The organism is Micromonospora sp. A3M-1-15, from assembly GCF_024213425.1.
Taxonomy (GTDB): domain Bacteria; phylum Actinomycetota; class Actinomycetes; order Mycobacteriales; family Micromonosporaceae; genus Micromonospora; species Micromonospora chersina.
Genome location: NZ_JANAVK010000004.1, coordinates 396,839 through 414,100, shown reverse-complemented (window position 1 = coordinate 414,100; position 17,262 = coordinate 396,839). Strand labels below are relative to the sequence as shown.

The 17,262-nt window shown below is 73.9% G+C and carries 20 protein-coding genes; 10 read left to right on the top strand and 10 right to left on the bottom strand.

Annotated features, from left to right (window positions below):
• The first annotated feature begins 44 nt into the window (after positions 1-44).
• The 4 genes from NLX85_RS22410 to NLX85_RS22395 all read left to right on the top strand — a co-directional run bounded on the left by NLX85_RS22410 (position 45) and on the right by NLX85_RS22395 (position 3,151).
• The gene (locus tag NLX85_RS22410; RefSeq protein WP_254338186.1) at positions 45-998 is read left to right on the top strand and encodes a cytochrome c oxidase assembly protein; all 954 of its coding nucleotides are present in this window, start codon (positions 45-47) and stop codon (positions 996-998) included.
• A 134-nt stretch (positions 999-1,132) separates the two neighbouring features.
• Positions 1,133-1,531, top strand: coding sequence for a hypothetical protein (locus NLX85_RS22405; RefSeq protein WP_107077533.1), 399 nt, complete (start codon positions 1,133-1,135; stop codon positions 1,529-1,531).
• A 245-nt stretch (positions 1,532-1,776) separates the two neighbouring features.
• Positions 1,777-2,823, top strand: a complete 1,047-nt coding sequence (gene trpD / locus NLX85_RS22400) for an anthranilate phosphoribosyltransferase (RefSeq protein WP_254338184.1) — start codon at positions 1,777-1,779, stop codon at positions 2,821-2,823.
• Positions 2,824-2,941: 118 nt separating this feature from the next.
• Positions 2,942-3,151: a hypothetical protein gene (locus NLX85_RS22395; protein WP_254338182.1), complete on the top strand. Its 210-nt coding sequence runs from the start codon at positions 2,942-2,944 to the stop codon at positions 3,149-3,151.
• 120 nt (positions 3,152-3,271) lie between these two features.
• On the opposite strand, the gene NLX85_RS22390 is transcribed toward NLX85_RS22395, so the two are convergent.
• Entirely contained in the window at positions 3,272-3,697 is a 426-nt protein-coding gene (locus tag NLX85_RS22390; protein WP_254338180.1) for a cytochrome c oxidase subunit 4, read from the bottom strand.
• Between the two features lie 10 nt (positions 3,698-3,707).
• Entirely contained in the window at positions 3,708-4,679 is a 972-nt protein-coding gene (gene coxB / locus NLX85_RS22385; RefSeq protein WP_254338178.1) for a cytochrome c oxidase subunit II, read from the bottom strand.
• 171 nt (positions 4,680-4,850) lie between these two features.
• On the opposite strand from coxB, the gene NLX85_RS22380 reads away from it, so the two are divergent.
• The gene (locus tag NLX85_RS22380; protein WP_254338176.1) at positions 4,851-6,002 is read left to right on the top strand and encodes an aminotransferase class V-fold PLP-dependent enzyme; all 1,152 of its coding nucleotides are present in this window, start codon (positions 4,851-4,853) and stop codon (positions 6,000-6,002) included.
• 55 nt (positions 6,003-6,057) lie between these two features.
• Positions 6,058-6,285 carry a sulfurtransferase TusA family protein gene (locus NLX85_RS22375; protein ID WP_254338174.1) on the top strand — a complete coding sequence of 76 codons (228 nt, stop codon included), beginning with the start codon at positions 6,058-6,060 and terminating at the stop codon, positions 6,283-6,285.
• A 60-nt stretch (positions 6,286-6,345) separates the two neighbouring features.
• On the opposite strand, the gene NLX85_RS22370 is transcribed toward NLX85_RS22375, so the two are convergent.
• The 3 genes from NLX85_RS22370 to NLX85_RS22360 form a co-directional block, all read right to left on the bottom strand.
• The gene (locus tag NLX85_RS22370) at positions 6,346-7,320 is read right to left on the bottom strand and encodes a carbohydrate kinase family protein (protein WP_254338172.1); all 975 of its coding nucleotides are present in this window, start codon (positions 7,318-7,320) and stop codon (positions 6,346-6,348) included.
• A 224-nt stretch (positions 7,321-7,544) separates the two neighbouring features.
• Positions 7,545-7,913, bottom strand: coding sequence for an iron-sulfur cluster insertion protein ErpA (gene erpA, locus NLX85_RS22365; RefSeq protein ID WP_107079767.1), 369 nt, complete (start codon positions 7,911-7,913; stop codon positions 7,545-7,547).
• A 209-nt stretch (positions 7,914-8,122) separates the two neighbouring features.
• Positions 8,123-9,283 (bottom strand): glycerate kinase, encoded by a 1,161-nt coding sequence (locus NLX85_RS22360; protein WP_254338170.1) that lies wholly within the window; start codon positions 9,281-9,283, stop codon positions 8,123-8,125.
• Positions 9,284-9,327: 44 nt separating this feature from the next.
• Here NLX85_RS22360 and nadA point away from each other — a divergent pair, with 44 nt between their 5' ends.
• From nadA to NLX85_RS22345, 3 genes are all read left to right on the top strand, one after another.
• Complete coding sequence (gene nadA / locus NLX85_RS22355) at positions 9,328-10,503, top strand: quinolinate synthase NadA (protein WP_254338168.1); 1,176 nt, start codon at positions 9,328-9,330, stop codon at positions 10,501-10,503.
• Between the two features lie 214 nt (positions 10,504-10,717).
• A complete protein-coding gene (gene murA / locus NLX85_RS22350; RefSeq protein WP_308210790.1) occupies positions 10,718-12,073 on the top strand; it encodes a UDP-N-acetylglucosamine 1-carboxyvinyltransferase in 1,356 nt (451 codons plus the stop codon).
• Positions 12,074-12,202: 129 nt separating this feature from the next.
• On the top strand, positions 12,203-12,802 hold the full coding sequence (locus tag NLX85_RS22345; protein ID WP_254338165.1) for a DUF3043 domain-containing protein: 600 nt from the start codon (positions 12,203-12,205) through the stop codon (positions 12,800-12,802).
• Positions 12,803-12,874: 72 nt separating this feature from the next.
• On the opposite strand, the gene NLX85_RS22340 is transcribed toward NLX85_RS22345, so the two are convergent.
• Together NLX85_RS22340 and NLX85_RS22335 are read right to left on the bottom strand one after the other, a co-directional pair.
• Complete coding sequence (locus NLX85_RS22340; RefSeq protein ID WP_254338163.1) at positions 12,875-13,183, bottom strand: AzlD domain-containing protein; 309 nt, start codon at positions 13,181-13,183, stop codon at positions 12,875-12,877.
• Positions 13,177-13,977 carry an AzlC family ABC transporter permease gene (locus tag NLX85_RS22335; protein WP_254338161.1) on the bottom strand — a complete coding sequence of 267 codons (801 nt, stop codon included), beginning with the start codon at positions 13,975-13,977 and terminating at the stop codon, positions 13,177-13,179. The genes NLX85_RS22340 and NLX85_RS22335 overlap by 7 nt, the downstream gene beginning before the upstream one ends.
• 68 nt (positions 13,978-14,045) lie before the next feature.
• Here NLX85_RS22335 and NLX85_RS22330 point away from each other — a divergent pair, with 68 nt between their 5' ends.
• Positions 14,046-14,606 (top strand): helix-turn-helix domain-containing protein, encoded by a 561-nt coding sequence (locus tag NLX85_RS22330; protein ID WP_254338159.1) that lies wholly within the window; start codon positions 14,046-14,048, stop codon positions 14,604-14,606.
• Positions 14,607-14,616: 10 nt separating this feature from the next.
• On the opposite strand, the gene NLX85_RS22325 is transcribed toward NLX85_RS22330, so the two are convergent.
• Genes NLX85_RS22325 through NLX85_RS22315 form a run of 3 tightly spaced genes read right to left on the bottom strand, consistent with a single transcriptional unit; the run spans position 14,617 to position 17,241 of the window.
• Positions 14,617-15,585, bottom strand: coding sequence for an ATP-binding cassette domain-containing protein (locus NLX85_RS22325; protein ID WP_254338157.1), 969 nt, complete (start codon positions 15,583-15,585; stop codon positions 14,617-14,619).
• Positions 15,582-16,397, bottom strand: coding sequence for an ABC transporter permease (locus NLX85_RS22320; protein WP_254338155.1), 816 nt, complete (start codon positions 16,395-16,397; stop codon positions 15,582-15,584). The genes NLX85_RS22325 and NLX85_RS22320 overlap by 4 nt, the downstream gene beginning before the upstream one ends.
• The gene (locus NLX85_RS22315; protein ID WP_308210789.1) at positions 16,390-17,241 is read right to left on the bottom strand and encodes an ABC-2 family transporter protein; all 852 of its coding nucleotides are present in this window, start codon (positions 17,239-17,241) and stop codon (positions 16,390-16,392) included. Before NLX85_RS22315 ends, NLX85_RS22320 begins: the two co-directional genes overlap by 8 nt.
• Between the last annotated feature and the right edge of the window lie 21 nt (positions 17,242-17,262).

Genomic DNA, 17,262 nt, shown 5'->3' with positions numbered 1-17,262 from the left:
GCCCGATCGGGGTCGTCCGCTTCGCCTGACCTACCCTGAAAAGCGTGCTGCACGTCGATCCGATCTTCGCCGCCACCTCGGTGGCCCCGGCGACACTCGCGGCGGGGGGCGAGGCGGTCCCGCCGCCGTTCACCGTGGCCCGGGTCCTGACCGAGACCCGGCTGGACAGTTGGCTCGCCCTCGGCCTGGTGCTGGCCGCGGGTCTCTACCTCTACGGGGTGTACCGGCTGCGGCTGCGCGGCGACCGCTGGCCGGTGGTCCGTACCGTCTGCTTCCTCATCCCGGGCCTGGGCGGCATCGCCGCGGTCACGGTCAGCGGGCTGGGCGCCTACGACACCGCCCTACTGTCGGTGCACATGGTCCAGCACATGGTGCTGTCCATGATCGCGCCGATCTTCCTGGCGCTCGGCGCCCCGGTGACGCTCGCCCTGCGCACCCTGCCGGTGCGCCCGCGCAAGCGGCTGCTGGCGATCGTGCACAGCCGGATCGCCCGGGTCTACAGCTTCCCCCTGGTGGCGTTCGCCATCTTCGTGGTGAACCCGTTCGCCCTCTACTTCACCGGCCTGTACGAGATCACCCTCCGGCACGAGTGGGCGCACGAGCTGGTGCACGCTCACTTCATCATGACCGGCTGCGTGTTCTTCTGGCCGCTGCTCGGCCTGGACCCGCTGCCCGGGCGCTGGCCGTACCCGGCCCGCGCGCTGCTCATGCTGCTCTCCGTGCCGTTCCACACCGTGCTCGGGCTCACCATCATGCAGAGCACCATCCTGCTCGGCGGCGACTGGTACCCGTCGCTGCACCTGAGCTGGTCCGACCCGTGGAACGACCAGGTGGTCGCCGGTGGCGTGCTCTGGGCCGGCGGCGAGTTCGTCAGCGTCACCATGCTGGCCGTGCTGGTCGTGCAGTGGATCAAGCAGTCCGAGCGGGAGGCCCGCCGCCTGGACCGCGAGCTCGACCGCCAGGAGGCCCGCCAGCGCGCCGCGGAGGCGAGCGCCTGACCCCTACGACGGCTCCAGCTCGTGCGCGTCCGACGCCGCGCCGCGACCCGGAGCCGCCGCCAGGGCGGGGCGACAGGCCGGATGTGACGCCCGCTACGATCAGCGGGCAGCTACGAAGTGGGAGCCACGTCACGATGAGCGATCGTCTTTGCACCGTCCTGCTCTACAGCGACGACCCGAAGGTCCGTGACCGGATGCGACTCGCCGTGGGCACCCGGCCCGCGCCCGGGCTCGAGATCGAGTTCGTCGAGGCCGCCGACTACGCCGGCTGCGTCCGGCTGGTCGACGACTACGAGATCGACCTGCTCCTGCTCGACGGCGAGGCGAGCCCCGGCGGCGGCCTCGGCATCGCCCGCCAGATCAAGGACGACCGGGACGACGCCCCGCCGACCTGCGTGGTGCTGGCCCGCGCCGCCGACCGCTGGCTGGCCGCGTACGCCGAGGTCGACGCCACGCTGACCCACCCCCTCGACCCGGTGACCGCCGGCACCACCGTCGCCGAGCTGCTGCGGCGCACGCACGCCGCGGCCTGAGCCACCCGGCGACGACTCCAGCGTCCGGCGCGTCCGACGCCGCGCCGCGAACGGGAGCCGTCGTCCCGGCGCCACGGCGACGCGGCCGTGGCGCCGACCTCGGCCGCGATCCGGCCCAGGCCGGACGGCGCCGACGGACGGATGACGGCCACCGGCCATGATCCGGCCCGCCGGGCCGCCCGTCGGCGCCACGGACCGGATGACGACCGCCACACCCGCTCACACCCCCGCTCGGGAGGCCCGCCATGGGCGAACGGACCTGGCCGCTTCTGCTCAACGCGCTGCTGCGCGGTGAGGAGCTCTCCACCGCCGACACCGCCTGGGCGATGGGCGAGATCATGGCCGGCTCGGCCACCCCGGCCCAGATCGCCGGCTTCGCCGTGGCCCTGCGCACCAAGGGCGAGACGCCGGCCGAGCTGGGCGGTCTGGTCGAGGCCATGCTGACCCGGGCCGTCCCCGTGACGCTGCCGGAGGAGATCCGGGCCGGCGCGCTGGACGTGGTGGGCACCGGCGGCGACCTCGCCCACACGGTGAACATCTCCACCATGGCCGCGCTGGTGGTCGCCGGCGCCGGCGTCCGTGTGGTCAAGCACGGCAACCGGGCCGCCTCGTCCTCGTGCGGCACCGCGGACGTGCTGGAGTACCTCGGCGTCCCGCTGGACCTGGACCCGGAGCAGGTGGCCCGCTGCGTGACCGAGGCCGGCATCGGCTTCTGCTTCGCCGCCCGGTTCCACCCCGGCATGCGCCACACCGGCCCGGTCCGCCGCGAGATCGGCGTGCCCACCGCGTTCAACTTCCTCGGCCCGCTGACCAACCCGGCCCGCCCGCGGGCCGGCGCCGTCGGCTGCTTCGACCCGCGGATGGCCCCGGTGATGGCGGCCGTCTTCGCCGCCCGGGGCGACTCGGTCGTCGTGGTGCGCGGCGAGGACGGGCTGGACGAGTTCAGCACCGGCGCGCCGACCCGCGTCTGGGTGGCCCAGCAGGGCGCCGTCAGGGAGGCGCTGCTGGACGCGACGGAACTCGGGGTACCCCGGGCCACCCTGGCCGACCTGCGCGGCGGTGACGCGGCGTACAACGCCGGCGTGGTCCGGCGGCTGCTGGCCGGCGAGACGGGCCCGGTCCGCGACGCGGTGCTGGTGAACGCCGCGGTCGCGCTGGCCACCCAGGGCCCGCTCGACGGCGACCTGCACGAGGCGCTGCGCGCCGGCCTGGTCCGGGCGACCGAGTCGGTCGACTCCGGCGCGGCCGCCGGCGCCCTGGAGCGCTGGCTCGAGGTGGCCGGCACGCTCTGAGCCCGGGTGCCGTCCGGTTTTGTCGGACCCGCGTGCCAAACTACACGGGAGTAATTTTCCGTTTTCCGCCGATGGCGCCACCGCCGGCCGGCGGGCACCGGAGCGAGAGGAGACGCCCGTGTCGGACCGCGAGCTCTACTGCGACGGCTGCGAGGGCGTCGTGCTCTTCGAGGCGCCCCCCTGCGTCGACGGGCACGACGCCGACTGCCCGGAGCTGGTCTGCACCGGCTGCGGCGCGGCTGTGCTCATCGCCACCTTCGCCTTCCCCGCCCCGCGGCTGCACCACCGCCGCCGCGCCACCAGCACCCCCCACCGCCGCGCCGCCTGACCCCGCGTCGAAGCCGGCCAGGATCACCTCCGGCCCAACGGCGCCGAGCCTCGGCGCGGAGGAAACGCGGAAGGCCCGCGACCCCCGAGGGGGCGCGGGCCTTGCCGGTGGTGGGTCAGGTCAGTGCTCGGCGGTGCGGCGGGTGCCCGAGTAGTACTCGAAGAGCAGGCCGCAGGCGGCGAAGACGACCGTCACGAGGCCCAGGCCGATCAGCCAGAACTGCCAGAAGACCAGGCCGAGACCGGCGATCGCGGCGGCCAGGGCCAGGCCGAACGGCCAGTAGCTGCCCGGGCTGAAGAAGCCGATCTCGCCGGCGCCGTCGGCGATCTCGCCGTCCGGCCGGTCCTCGGGGCGCAGGTCGATGCGGCGCGAGACGAACCAGAAGAAGCCGCCGCACATGGCGCAGAGCAGGAAGGACAGCAGCAGCGCCACGGTGCCGATCCACTCGACCCGGCCGCTGTCACCGTAGGTCCACGCGCCGTAGAGGATCGCCGCGCCGAGGAGGAACGTCGCGATGGTGAGGAAGATCTTCCACTCGGTCTTCATGCCGGACCCCTCAGCTTCCCGCGCCGGCCGTCGCGTCGGACGGGTTGAAGTTGGCGGTGTTGCGCCGCGTCTTGAACGGGACGGTTTCGGTGGCGAACTCGGGCTCGCCGATCGCCTTGAGCGCCTCCTGCGTCGACTTGCCGTCCTTCTTGGCAGCCAGGAACTGCTCGTACTTCTCCGGCGAGACGACCCGCAGCTCGAAGTTCATGAAGGCGTGGTAGCTGCCGCACAGCTCGGCGCAGCGGCCGACGAACGCGCCCTCCTGGTCGATGCTGGAGACCTCGAAGGTGTTCCGGATGCTGCCCGGCATGACGTCGCGCTTGAACAGCAGCTCCGGCACCCAGAAGGAGTGGATGACGTCGCGGCTCTGCTCCTCGAACCGGATCGACTTGCCGCTCGGCAGGACCAGCACCGGGATGACCTCGCTGGTGCCCAGCACCGAGGCGACGGTGTTGGCGTCGCGGCCCTTGCCGTCGCGGTAGTTGAACTGCCAGTTCCACTTGAAGGCGACGACCTCGACGGTGACGTCGGGGTTCTTCGACTCCTTCACCACGTCGGTCTGCACCACGGCGGTGTAGTAGAAGAGCACGGAGACCACGAGGATCGGCGCGATGGTGTAGAGGAACTCCATCGGCAGGTTGTAGCGGGTCTGCACCGGCAGCGCGTTGCCACGCTTCCGGTAGCGGATCACGCACCAGAAGATCAGGCCCCAGACGAACACGCCGACCGCGAGGGCCGCGATGCAGGATGCGATCCAGAGGTCGTACATCCGGTGCGACTCGGGCGTGATGCCGCCCTGCGGCCACCCGAAGCCGCCGAACGTCTTGCCGACGTCGCAGCCGGTGAGCAGAACCAGCAGCGCGGCTCCGCCGAGACCGAGCCCGGCGAGTCGACCGGCACCACGCCGCCGGCGCCCACCGGCCCCCGAGGAAGCGCTGTGCCGTACGGCCGACGGCCGTACCTCCGAACTCCTTGCGACCACCTGGTCCTGCCTCCCTAGCGCGCCGCGGTGATTGTTTCGCTCGACACCGACGGCAAAGGCGTCACCGACGGTCGCAGATTACTCGACCATGACGGGCCTGACCGTCTTGGGGTCACTGTCCGCCCCCATCGGGGGGATCTTGGGCGTACCGGCGCGATAGCGTGGAGCTTCGTGAGCGCAAACCCGGTCTACCTGGACGCGGCCACCGCCGCCCCGCTGCACCCGGTCGCGCGGCAGGCGCTGCTGGCCGCGCTGGACGACGGCTGGGCCGACCCGGCCCGGCTCTACGGCCAGGCCCGCCGGGCCCGCCAGCTCCTCGACGCCGCCCGCGAGGCCGCCGCGCAGACCCTCGGCGTCCGCGCCGACGAGCTCTCCTTCACCCCCAGCGGTACGACGGCAGCGCACGCCGCCGTGCTCGGTGGCCTGTCGGGGCGGCGCCGGGCCGGTGCGGCGCTGGTGCACTCCGCGATCGAGCACTCGGCGGTGCTGCACGCCGCGGAGCGGCACGTGGCCGGCGGGGGCGACGCGGTGTCCGTACCCGTGGATCGGCTCGGCCGGGTGGACCTGGACGCCTGGGCGGCGGCGGTGGCCGCGCCCGGGGTGGCCCTGGCCGCCCTGATCGGGGCGAGTCACGAGGTGGGCACGGTGCAGCCGGTGCCCGCGGCGGCGGAGCTGTGCGCCGAGGCGGGGGTGCCGCTGTACGTCGACGCGGCGCAGCTGGCCGGGCGGGCGCCGCTGCCGGCCGGCTGGTCGGTGCTGAGCGCCAGCGCGCACAAGTGGGGCGGGCCGCCCGGCGTCGGGGTGCTGGTGGTGCGCAAGGGCACCCGGTGGGAGTCGCCGTTCCCGGCCGACGAGCGGGAGTCGGGGCGTACCCCCGGGGTGGTGAACCTGCCGGCGGTGGTGGCCGCGGCGGCGAGCCTGCGCGCGGCGGCGGCCGACGCGGCGGCCGAGGCGGCCCGGCTGGCGCCGCTGGTGGACCGGATCCGGGCCCGGGTGGCCGCCGAGGTGCCGGACGTGGAGGTGGTCGGCGACCCGGTGGACCGCCTCCCCCACCTGGTCACCTTCTCCTGCCTGTACGTGGACGGCGAGGCGCTGCTGCACGCGCTGGACCGGCGGGGCTTCGCGGTCTCCTCCGGCTCGTCGTGCACCTCGTCGACGTTGCGGCCGTCACACGTGCTGGAGGCGATGGGGGTGCTGTCGCACGGCAACGTCCGGGTGTCGCTGCACCGGGAGACCACTGAGGCCGACGTCGACCGGTTCCTGGCCGAGCTGCCCGGGATCGTCGCGGGCCTGCGGGCCGAGGCGGGGGTGGCCGGGCTGTGAGCGCGAGGAGTGAGCCGCCCCTGCGAGCCCCGCAGTCGCGAACGGAGGCAACGCTGTGAGTGGGGCGGACGAGGTGCTCGACTGCCGGGGCCAGCGCTGCCCGCTACCGGTGATCAATCTCGCCCGGCGACTGCCCGAGCTGCCGGTAGGCGCGGTGGTCCGGGTGCTCGCCGACGACCCGGCCGCGGCCGTGGACATCCCGGCCTGGTGCCGGATGCGCGGCCAGGAGTTCGTGGCCGCACATCCGGAGGGTCCGGGGTACGACGTGCGCCGCACCCACTGACCGGTCAGCGGAGGCGGGCGCGTCGGGTGGTTCAGATGCGGCCGGGCGTCCGCGGGCCGGTCACTGCAGGTGCGGGCGGACGTCCTCGGCGGCCGCGTCGCCGTAGGACTCGGCGAGCCGCTTGACGAACAGGTCCCGGCGGACCTCGTACTCCTGGCCGCCGAAGTTCTCCAGCACCAGGGTGGCGAGCAGGCAGCCGACCTGCGCGGCGCGCTCCGGGCTGACGCCCCAGTTGAGCGCGGCGAAGAAGCCGGCCCGGAAGCCGTCGCCGACACCGGTCGGGTCGACGGCCTGGATCTCGCGGGCGATCGGCACGTGGATGGTCCCGACGTCCCGGCCGGCGATCTCCACGCCCTGCTTGCCGAGCGTGGTGACCCGCACCTTGACCCGGTCCAGCAGCTGGGCGTCGGTCAGCCCGGCCTTGCTCTGCAGCAGCGACTTCTCGTACTCGTTGGTCATCAGGTAGTCGGCGCCCTCGACCAGGCCGAGCACGTCCGCGCCGTCCATCCGGGCGAGCTGCTGCGACGGGTCGGCCACGAAGGCGTACCCGCGCTCGCGGCACTCGGCGGAGTGGCGGATCATCGCGGCCGGGTCGTTGGCGCTGACCAGCACCAGGTCGAGGCCACCGAGCCGCTGCGCCACGGGGGCCAGCTCGATGTTGCGGGCCTCGCTCATCGCGCCCGCGTAGAACGAGGCGATCTGGCACATGTCGGTGTCGGTGGTGCAGACGAAGCGGGCCGTGTGGGCGATCTCGCTGACGTGCACCGAGTCGCAGTCGACGCCGTGCCGCTCCAGCCAGGACCGGTAGTCGGCGAAGTCCGCCCCGACCGCGCCGAGCAGCACCGGGCGGAGGCCGAGCTGGGCCATGCCGAAGGCGATGTTCGCGGCGGTGCCGCCGCGCCGGAGCACCAGCTCGTCGACGAGGAAGGAGAGCGAGACCTTGTCCAGCTGGTCGGCGAGGAGCTGGTCGGCGAACCGGCCGGGGAAGCTCATCAGGTGGTCGGTCGCGATCGAGCCGGTCACGGCGATCTTCATGTCAACCCTCGTGGTCGGGAGCACGGCGCGGGTCAGCCTACCGGTCGCCCCGCCCGCTCGGACGGGGTCGGTCGACAACCGGCCGTCCCCCGCACATCCGGGCGTCACGGTCCGGACACCCGCCGGACGGTCCCGTCAGGGCCCGGGGGGAGACGACAAACGGCGGGACCAGCCCGTGAGGGATGGTCCCGCCGTTCACGGCAGGCGTCGTGGGCCCGGTCGACTCAGCTGAACGAGTCGCCGCAGGCGCAGGAGCTGCCGGCGTTCGGGTTGTCGATGGTGAAGCCCTGGGCGTCGATCCGGTCGGCGAAGTCGATGGTGGCGCCGGCCAGGTAGGGGGCGCTCATCCGGTCGACGACGACCTCGACACCGCCGAAGTCGGTGACGACGTCACCGTCGAGCGACCGCTCGTCGAAGAACAGCTGGTACCGCAGGCCGGAGCAGCCGCCCGGCTGCACGGCGACCCGGAGCCGCAGGTCGTCACGGCCCTCCTGCTCGATCAGGGCCTTGACCTTCTGCGCCGCGACGTCGGTGAGGACGACGGTGCTGGGGGCCTTGGCCTCGGTCGACTCGGTCTGCGCTGGCGTGGTCACGTGGAAGTCTCCCTGCGCGGTATTGGGTCCGGACGCACTGGCCAACGCCGTACGTCCGCCAGTGATTCCCGGTGTGGTCCAGATCCGATCGTACGCCGCTCCCACCGAGGTCACCCGGCGGCGTGATGACGGACTCGCCCCGGTCGGCGGCGGGCGCCCGGCGGTGAACGAATCCACCTCGACCGTAGGGCGGGGTCGTCCGGGTGCGCTCAGCGGCTCCACTGGCCGGCGAGCCGGGCGCCGAGCGCACGCAGGCCTTCGGCCGGGCGGCTCATCGCCGCCTCCACTCCCCCGCGCTCCTCGCCGCCGAAGTGCTCCACCAGGCTGTGCGCCTCGGTGACACCGGCGGCGGCCGCCTCCCGCCGCCCGGTGCTCACCCGGCCGGCCAGCACCACGCAGGGCACCCCGCGGTCCCGGGCGGCCCCGGCCACCCCGGCGACCACCTTGCCGCGCAGCGACTGGTGGTCGAAGGAGCCCTCGCCGGTGATCACCAGGTCGGCGGTGTCCAGCGCGGCGTCCAGGCCGATGGCCCGGGTGACCAGGCCGATGCCGGACTCGGACCGGCCGCCGAGCGCGAGGACCGCCGCGCCGAGCCCGCCGGCCGCGCCGCCACCGGGCAGCGCGCCGAGCCCCGCCGGGCAGCCCGGCAGGTCCCTCTCCAGCACGGCCGCCCAGCGCTCCAGCGCGGCGTCGAGCAGCAGCACGTCGGCGCGGGTGGCGCCCTTCTGCGGGCCGTACACGCTGCTCGCGCCGTGCAGCCCGAGCAGCGGGTTGTCGACGTCGGTGGCGGCGACCAGCGCCGCGCCGCGCAGCCGGGGCGCGCCGTCCAGCGCGGCCACCGCGGCGAGGGCCGCCCCGCCGTACGGGAGGGCCCGGCCGCCCTCGTCCAGCGGGGTGACCCCGAGCGGGGTGAGCATGCCGGCGCCGCCGTCGTTGGTGGCCGAGCCGCCCAGCCCGACCACCACGGTCCGCGCTCCCGCCTCGACCGCCGCGGCGACCAGCAGGCCCAGCCCGTAGGAGGTGGTCTTCTTCGGGTCCCGCTCAGCGGCGGAGAGCAGGTGCAGCCCGCACGCCTGGGCGCTCTCCAGGTACGCCACGCCGTCGTCGGTGAGCAGGATCTCACCGGCGGCGGGCCGGCCCAGCGGGTCGACCGTGGGCACCGGCAGCAGCCGGCCGCCGAGCGCCTCGGCGAGCACGGCGACGAACCCGGGACCGCCGTCGGCCAGCGGCCGGACCAGCAGCTCGTCGGCGGGGGCGACCGCCCGCCAGCCGTCGGCCACCGCGGCGGCCACCTCCTGGGCCGGCAGCGTGCCGGCGAACTTGTCCGGGCAGAGCAGCACGCGCATGCCGAGCAGTGTGGCAGGCCACATCCGTGACGGCTGCGCGGCCGTCCCGCTGTGGGACCATGGGTGACGTGACTTCGACCTGGGTTGAGCCCTCAAACACCGCCACTGCGCTGCTGCTCCTCGGCCGCGGCAGCGACCCCGCCACCGAGCGTGGCGTGGAGTGTCCGGGTGACCTCCCCGCGCCGAGCGACCCTGACCTGGTGGCCCGGGCGGCCGCGGCGAAGGCCGCGCTCGGCACGAAGGTCTTCGTGCTGGGCCACCACTACCAGCGCGACGAGGTGATCCAGTTCGCCGACGTGACCGGCGACTCGTTCAAGCTGGCCCGGGAGGCGGCGGCCCGCCCCGACGCGGAGTACATCGTCTTCTGCGGCGTGCACTTCATGGCCGAGAGCGCCGACATCCTCACCTCGGACCGCCAGAAGGTCATCCTGCCCGACCTCGCCGCCGGCTGCTCGATGGCCGACATGGCGGTGCTGTCGCAGGTCGAGACCGCCTGGGACGTGCTGACCGAGCTGGGCATCGCCGCGGACACCGTCCCGGTCACGTACATGAACTCCTCGGCGGACATCAAGGGCTTCGTCGGCCGGCACGGCGGCGTGGTCTGCACCTCGTCGAACGCGAAGCGGGCGCTGGACTGGGCGTTCGAGCAGGGGCAGAAGGTGCTCTTCCTCCCCGACCAGCACCTGGGCCGCAACACCGCCGTCCTGGAGATGGGCTTCTCGCTCGACGACTGCGTGCTCTACGACCCGCACAAGCCGAACGGCGGGCTCACCCCGGAGCAGCTGCGCGACGCCAAGATGATCCTGTGGCGCGGGCACTGCTCGGTGCACGGCCGCTTCACCCTCGACAGCGTCAACGACGTGCGCCAGCGGGTGCCGGGGGTCAACGTGCTGGTCCACCCGGAGTGCCGGCACGAGGTCGTCAACGCCGCCGACCAGGTGGGCTCGACGGAATACATCATCAGGACCATCGAGGCGGCCCCGGCCGGCTCGGCGTGGGCCGTCGGCACCGAGCTGAACCTGGTTCGCCGGCTGGCGCTGGCCCACCCGGACAAGCAGATCATGTTCCTCGACCGGGCGGTCTGCTACTGCTCGACGATGAACCGGATCGACCTGCCGCACCTGGTCTGGGCCCTGGAGGAGCTGGTCGCCGGCCGGGTGGTCAACCAGATCACCGTGGACCCGGACACCGCCCGGCACGCCCGGGCCGCGCTGGACCAGATGCTCGCTCTCCCGGGCGCCTGATCACCCTCGGTCACGTCACTGGTACGGAAACGCGCCGGAATCCCCGGTTCGTGCCCTCGCTGGTGATGTGACCGATTCCATTTTCGTCACGGAGGGCTATGCTGCCGGGGCGACGATGCACGCGGACCGTTTTCATCGGGCCGCCTTCCGGGTAGCGATGCAGATCGTGGGCCCCACTCATCTACACGGCAGCACCAACGCGCTGGAGGTTGCGTTGACCGACGACGTCCTGGTCGTACACGGAGGCACTCCGCTCGAAGGGCGGATCCGCGTGCGCGGCGCGAAGAACCTCGTGTCCAAGGCGATGGTCGCCGCCCTGCTGGGCGACACGCCCAGCCGGCTGTTCGACGTGCCGCGGATCCGGGACGTCGAGGTCGTGCGCGGGCTGCTGGGCCTGCACGGCGTCAAGGTCAGCGACGGCGAGGAGGACGGCGAGCTGGTCTTCGACCCGTCCAACGTCGAGAGCGCCAGCACCGACCAGATCAACGTGCACGCCGGTTCCAGCCGCATCCCGATCCTGTTCTGCGGCCCGCTGCTGCACCGGCTCGGCCACGCCTTCATCCCGGACCTCGGCGGCTGCCACATCGGCCCGCGCCCGATCGACTTCCACCTCCAGGCGCTGCGCGAGTTCGGCGCGACCGTGGACAAGACCCCGGAGGGGCTGCACCTGTCGGCGCCGAACGGGCTGCACGGCACCAAGTTCGCCCTGCCGTACCCGAGCGTGGGCGCCACCGAGCAGGTGCTGCTCACCGCGGTGATGGCCGAGGGTGTCACCGAGCTGCGCAACGCGGCGGTCGAGCCCGAGATCATCGACCTGATCTGCGTGCTGCAGAAGATGGGCGCGATCATCAAGGTCCACACCGACCGGGTGATCGAGATCCAGGGCGTGAAGCGGCTCTCCGGCTACACCCACCGGCCGATCCCGGACCGGATCGAGGCCGCGAGCTGGGCGGCGGCCGCGCTGGCCACCCGGGGTCACGTCGAGGTGCTGGGCGCCCAGCAGGCCGACATGATGACCTTCCTGAACATCTTCCGCTCGGTCGGCGGCGAGTACGAGGTGACCGACCTGCGCCCGCCGCGCGGCGGCGGGCCGGGCCAGGAGGGCGGCATCCGGTTCTGGCACCCGGGCGGCGAGTTGAACGCCGTGGCGCTGGAGACCGACGTGCACCCGGGCTTCATGACCGACTGGCAGCAGCCGCTCGTGGTGGCGCTCACCCAGGCCCGTGGCCTGTCGATCGTGCACGAGACCGTCTACGAGCAGCGGCTCGGCTACACCGAGGCGCTGAACACGATGGGCGCCAACATCCAGGTCTACCGGGACTGCCTGGGCGGCACCCCCTGCCGCTTCGGCCGGCGCAACTTCAAGCACTCCGCGGTGATCGCCGGCCCCAGCAAGCTCCACGCGGCCGACCTGGTCATCCCGGACCTGCGGGCCGGTTTCAGCCACCTCATCGCGGCGCTGGCCGCCGAGGGCACCTCCCGGGTGTACGGCGTCGACCTGATCAACCGGGGCTACGAGGACTTCGAGGCCAAGCTGGCGGACCTGGGCGCGCACGTCGAGCGTCCCTGACGTCACACCGCTCCGCCCGCTGCGACGACTCCAGCTCGGCGCGTCTCCAGCCGCGCCGCGACCGGGGGCCGTCGGCCCGGTGCACCCGCGATGTGCACCGGGCGCCGCCGGTTGGCTACCCTTGCCGGCGTGCCGTCGCTGTTTCGCCGTAAGCCCACCGACCTGGTCGAGGAGTCCGTCACCCCGGTGACGACCGACGAGGCGTCCTCCGCTGCCCGGTCCCGGGGCTACACGCCCGCCAAGGGACGAGAGACCCCGAAGCGGCCGACCGCCGGTCGCCGCCCGGCCGCCCCGGCCCGCCCCCTGACGAAGGAGGAGGCCCGGGAGCAGCGCCGCGCGGCGCGCGCCGAGTCGGCGGCCGAGTTCCGGCGCGAGGGCGGCCCGCGCGACCGGGGCCCGGAGCGGCTGCTGGCCCGCAACGTGGTCGACTCCCGGCGCACGGTGGGCACCTGGTTCTTCGGCGGCGCGCTGATCGTGCTGGTCGGCTCCAACCAGGCCATGCCGCCGATCGTCCGGCTGCTGTCGAACGTGCTCTGGGGCGCCCTGGCGCTCGGCGTGGTGATCGACTCGGTGCTGATCTCGCGGAAGATCAAGAAGCTGGTCCGCGAGCGCTACCCCAAGAGCACCGAGCGGCTCGGCTCGCTCTACTTCTACGCGATCATGCGGTCGATCACCTTCCGCAAGATGCGCGCCCCGGCGCCGCAGGTGAACATCGGCGACAAGATCTGACCGGGCGCGCCCGGACTGCTCGACCTGGAACCGGCCCCTTCCCGCTCCGGCGGGGAGGGGCCGGTGTCGTACTCAGGCCACCCCGAGCAGGCGCAGCAGCGCGGTCGTGCCCGCAGCCGCGACCACGACCAGCACGAAGGGCGCCCGTCGCGCGGCGAGCAGCAGGCCGACCAGCACCCCCGCGGGCCGGGCGTAGCCGGCGAAGCCGCCGGCCTCGGTCAGCGCCGCGGTGGCGGCGAGGGCGGCCAGCAGCGCCGCGGCACCGACCGGCAGCAGTTGGCGGGACCACTCCGGCAGCGCCAGCCGGTCGCGCAGCAGCACCCCGGCGACGCGGAAGCCGTAGGTGCCGGCGGCCAGGGCGAGGATCACCGCGATCAGCACGACGCCTCCCCGGCCCGCACGGCCCGTCCCGACGCGTCGCCGTCCGCCGACCGCCCGCCCGGCTCGTCCGGGGCGGCGTCGGGGGTGTCCCGGCCGGCGCCCGGGGTGTCCGGTCCGGCGGTCGCCCGGCGGCGGGCCAGCAGCGGCAGGACCAGGGCGGCGAGCGCGAGCAGCACCGGCAGTCCGGCCGGCAGCAGCGGGGTGGCCAGCACGGCCAGTCCGGCGCCGGTGAGCGCCACCCGGCGGGTCTCCCGGTCGCGCAGGCTGGGCAGCAGCAGGGCGGCCAGCCCGGCCGGGAAGGCGGCGTCGAGTCCCAGGGCGGCCGGGTCGCCGACCGCGCCGCCAGCCAGCACGCCGAGCCCGGTGCCGGCGTTCCAGGCCAGGAAGAGCAGCACCCCGGCGAGCCAGAACGCCCGCCGTCGCCCGGGCCCCGCCGGGCGGGCCAGCGCGAACGCGGTCGCCTCGTCGGTCATGAGATGGCTGCCGAGCAGCCGCTGCCGGCGCCGGGGGCCCAGGGCGCCGCCGAGGGCCAGGCCGAACGGCAGGTGCCGGGCATTCAGCAGCAGGCCGGCGAGGACCGCCGCGAGCGGGCTGCCGGCCGCGATCAGGCCCACGGCCATGAACTGGGCGCCGCCCGCGTAGACCAGCACCGACATGGCCAGGGTGGCCCAGGCGGGCAGGCCGGCGGCCACCGCCACGGCGCCGAACGAGGCGCCCACGGCGAACATTGCCGCGCCGATGGCGGCGACGTCGCGGAGCACGCGGGCGTCGCCCGTTCGATATGCCGTACGCATGGTCCGATATCCTGAACGCAAGGACCCGCGTTCGTCAAACCGAACAGATCGACCGATGGAGCGAACAGATGGCGACCGACCCCGCTCCCCCGCTCGCCACCATCGCGGCCGCCCTGCGCCGGGAGCGCGACCGGGCGGGGCTGTCGCTGACCGAGCTGGCCCGGCGCGCCGGCATCGCCAAGTCCACCCTGTCCCAGCTGGAGTCGGGCGTCGGCAATCCCAGCGTGGAGACGCTCTGGGCCCTCGGGGTGGCGCTGGGCGTGCCGTTCAGCCGCCTGGTCGAACCCCCCACCGCCGCCGTCCGGGTGGTCCGGGCCGGCGAGGGGCCGCGGATCCGCTCCGAGCACGCCGACTTCTCGGCCACCCTGCTCGCCGCCGGCGCGCCCCACACCCGGCGCGACGTCTACGTGATGGAGCTGGAGCCCGGGGCCGTACGGCTCGCCGAGGCCCACACCCCGCGCAGCGTCGAGCACGTCGTGGTCGCGGCCGGGCGGATGCGCGTCGGCCCGGAGACCGACCTGGTCGAGCTGGGACCGGGCGACTACGCCACGTTCCCCGGCGACACCCCGCACCGGTACGAGGCGCTGGCCCCCGGCACCTTCGCCGTGCTGGTGATGGAGCACCCGTGAGGGCCGCCGCTCAGCCCACCTCGGCCGGGGCGCGGTAGAGCCGGGCCACGACCTCCTCGATGTCCGGCTCCACGATCGAGATGTCCCGCAGCGTGGCCAGACCGGCCAGCCCGGCCACCACCTCGGCGACGCTCGCCGACTCCAGCGCGAAGACCAGCCGGCGCCCCTCCGCCTCCACCCGCTGCACCGGCGCGCCCGGCAGCACCGGCGGCGCGGGCAGGGCGGCGTCCAGCTCGGCCACCACCATCCGGCGGGAACCGTACCGGCTGTGCAGTGCGGCGATCGAGCCGTCGTGCACCACCCGCCCGTGGTCGATCACCACCAGGCGCCGGCACAGCCGCTCGATGTCGGCCAGGTCGTGGGTGGTGAGCACCAGGGTGGTGTCGCCGGCCCGGCCCAGCTCCGCCAGGAAGCCGCGGACCGCCTGCTTGCTGACCACGTCCAACCCGATGGTCGGCTCGTCCAGGAAGAGCACCTCGGGGCCGTGCAGCAGGGCGGCGGTCAGCTCGCCGCGCATCCGCTGGCCCAGGGAGAGCTGCCGGACCGGGGTGTCCAGGAACTCGTCGAGGTCGAGCAGGCTCCGGCAGCGGGCCAGCCGGGCCGCGTGCTCGCCGGCCGGCACCCGGTAGACGTGCCGCAGCAGCGCGAACGAGTCCCGCAGCGGCAGGTCCCACCAGAGCTGCGAGCGCTGCCCGAACACCACGCCGATGCGCAGCGCCAGCCGGGTCCGGTCCGGCACCGGCCGCAGCCCGCAGACCCGGGCCCGGCCCGCCGACGGCATCAGCACGCCGGTGAGCATCTTCAGCGTGGTCGACTTGCCCGCGCCGTTCGGACCGATGTAGCCGAGCATCTCGCCCCGCTCCACCCGCAGGTCCACCCCGTCGACCGCGGTGACCGTCCGCTTCTCCCGGCGCAGCCGCCCGGCCTTCACCCGGACGGTGAACTCCTTGCGCAGCCCGTCCATCTCGATGACGTTCACGATCCCGTACTCCGGTAGTGGCGGATCCCGACGCGCCAGGCCAGGGCGGCGACCGCCGCCGCGACCAGCGCCACGCCGGGCGAGGCCCAGCCGACCCAGGGCGGCAGGCCCAGCGGGTCGGCCCGGCCGAGGAGCGCCAGCGCCGGGTGGTAGCTGACAAAGGCGAAACCCAGCCCGTACGCGAAGATCGTGCGGAACCAGCCGCCGTAGACGGTGACCGGGTACGACGTGAAGTCGCGCCCGCCGTAGGTGACCGAGTTGGCCATCTCCCCCGAGTCGACCCAGTAGAACGAGACGGTGGCGGTGGTGACGAAGACCGCCGCGAAGAAGACCGCCGCGGCGATCGGGGCGACCACCGCCAGCGCCACCCGGCCCGGTGTCCACGCGATGCCGGCCGAGACGAGCGCGAACAGCAGCACGGCCAGCCCGAAGACCGCCCGGGAGACCTTGCGCAGCGGCAGGTCCATGAGCAGCAGCTGGGGCAGCGCGGCCAGCGGCCGGACCAGCACGGCGTCGAACAGGCCGGTACGCACGTACCGGGGCAGCCGCTCGATGTTGCCCACCAGCAGGTCGGCGGTGGCGAACGCGAACGACGACAGGCCGACGACGACAAGCGTCTCGCGCAACGTGAAGCCGCCCAGTTCCCGGGTGACCCCGAAGAGCACCAGCACGGTCACCACGTCGAACACCGTGGCGCCCATGTTCCCGACCAGGTCCACCACGAACGAGGTGCGGTACGCCGCCTGCGACCGGGCCTGCGCACCGAGCAGCGCCCGGTACGCCCGCAGTGCCCCGGTCCCCGGCTCAGCCACCCTGCACCACCAGCCGGTGCTCGGCCCGGCGCTGCACCAGCCGGCAGAGCGCCAGCAGCAGGACCGCCCAACCGAACTGGAGCCCGACCAGGCCCAGCTCCGTGGGCACCGGCTCCCGCTCGACCAGCACGTCGAGCGGCACCTGCAACAGGCTGGGGAACGGGGTGGCGTACCGCAGGGTGGCCTCCAGCCAGCCCGGGAGGAAGCCCAGCGGGAAGTAGAGGCCGGCCAGCACGCCGGAGCCCAGCGTCCAGAGGATCATCGGCCCGCGGACGTCCTGTAACCAGTACGCGGTGGCGTTGACCAGGTAGCGGCAGGCGAAGCAGACCAGCACGGCGAGCAGCACGGAGAGCGCGAAGAGCGGCGGGGTGGCCCAGTGCCGGGGCAGGTAGACCTCGAAGAAGAACGGGCCGATCACCACCGGCGGCAGCAACCGGGCCAGCGAGGCGAACCCGGCCCGGCCCAGGTCGGTGGCGAGGTAGCTGGTCACCGGGTGCACCGGGCGGAGCAGGTCGGCGGCGATCTCCCCCGTCCGGATCCGGTCGGCCAGCTCGGTCCAGCCCCAGATCGCGATCACCGCGAGCAGCCCCTGCCCCGCCCAGACGAAGGTGCCGAGCTGGGCGCGGTCGTAGCCGGCCACCGTGCCGGCCGCGCCGGCCACCGCGAGAAAGATGTAGCAGCGGAGAAAGCCGAAGACGGTGTTCGTGACCACCCCCGCCACGGCTGCCTGCCGGTAGGTGGCGTGCCGCCGGAAGCCGGAGGCCACTATCGCGCCAAATGTCCGAAACCATCGGGTAACGTTTGGATCCGTGGGCGGTGCCACAGTGGCGGTGACCGAGCCCACGCCGCTACCCTCCTTCCGCAG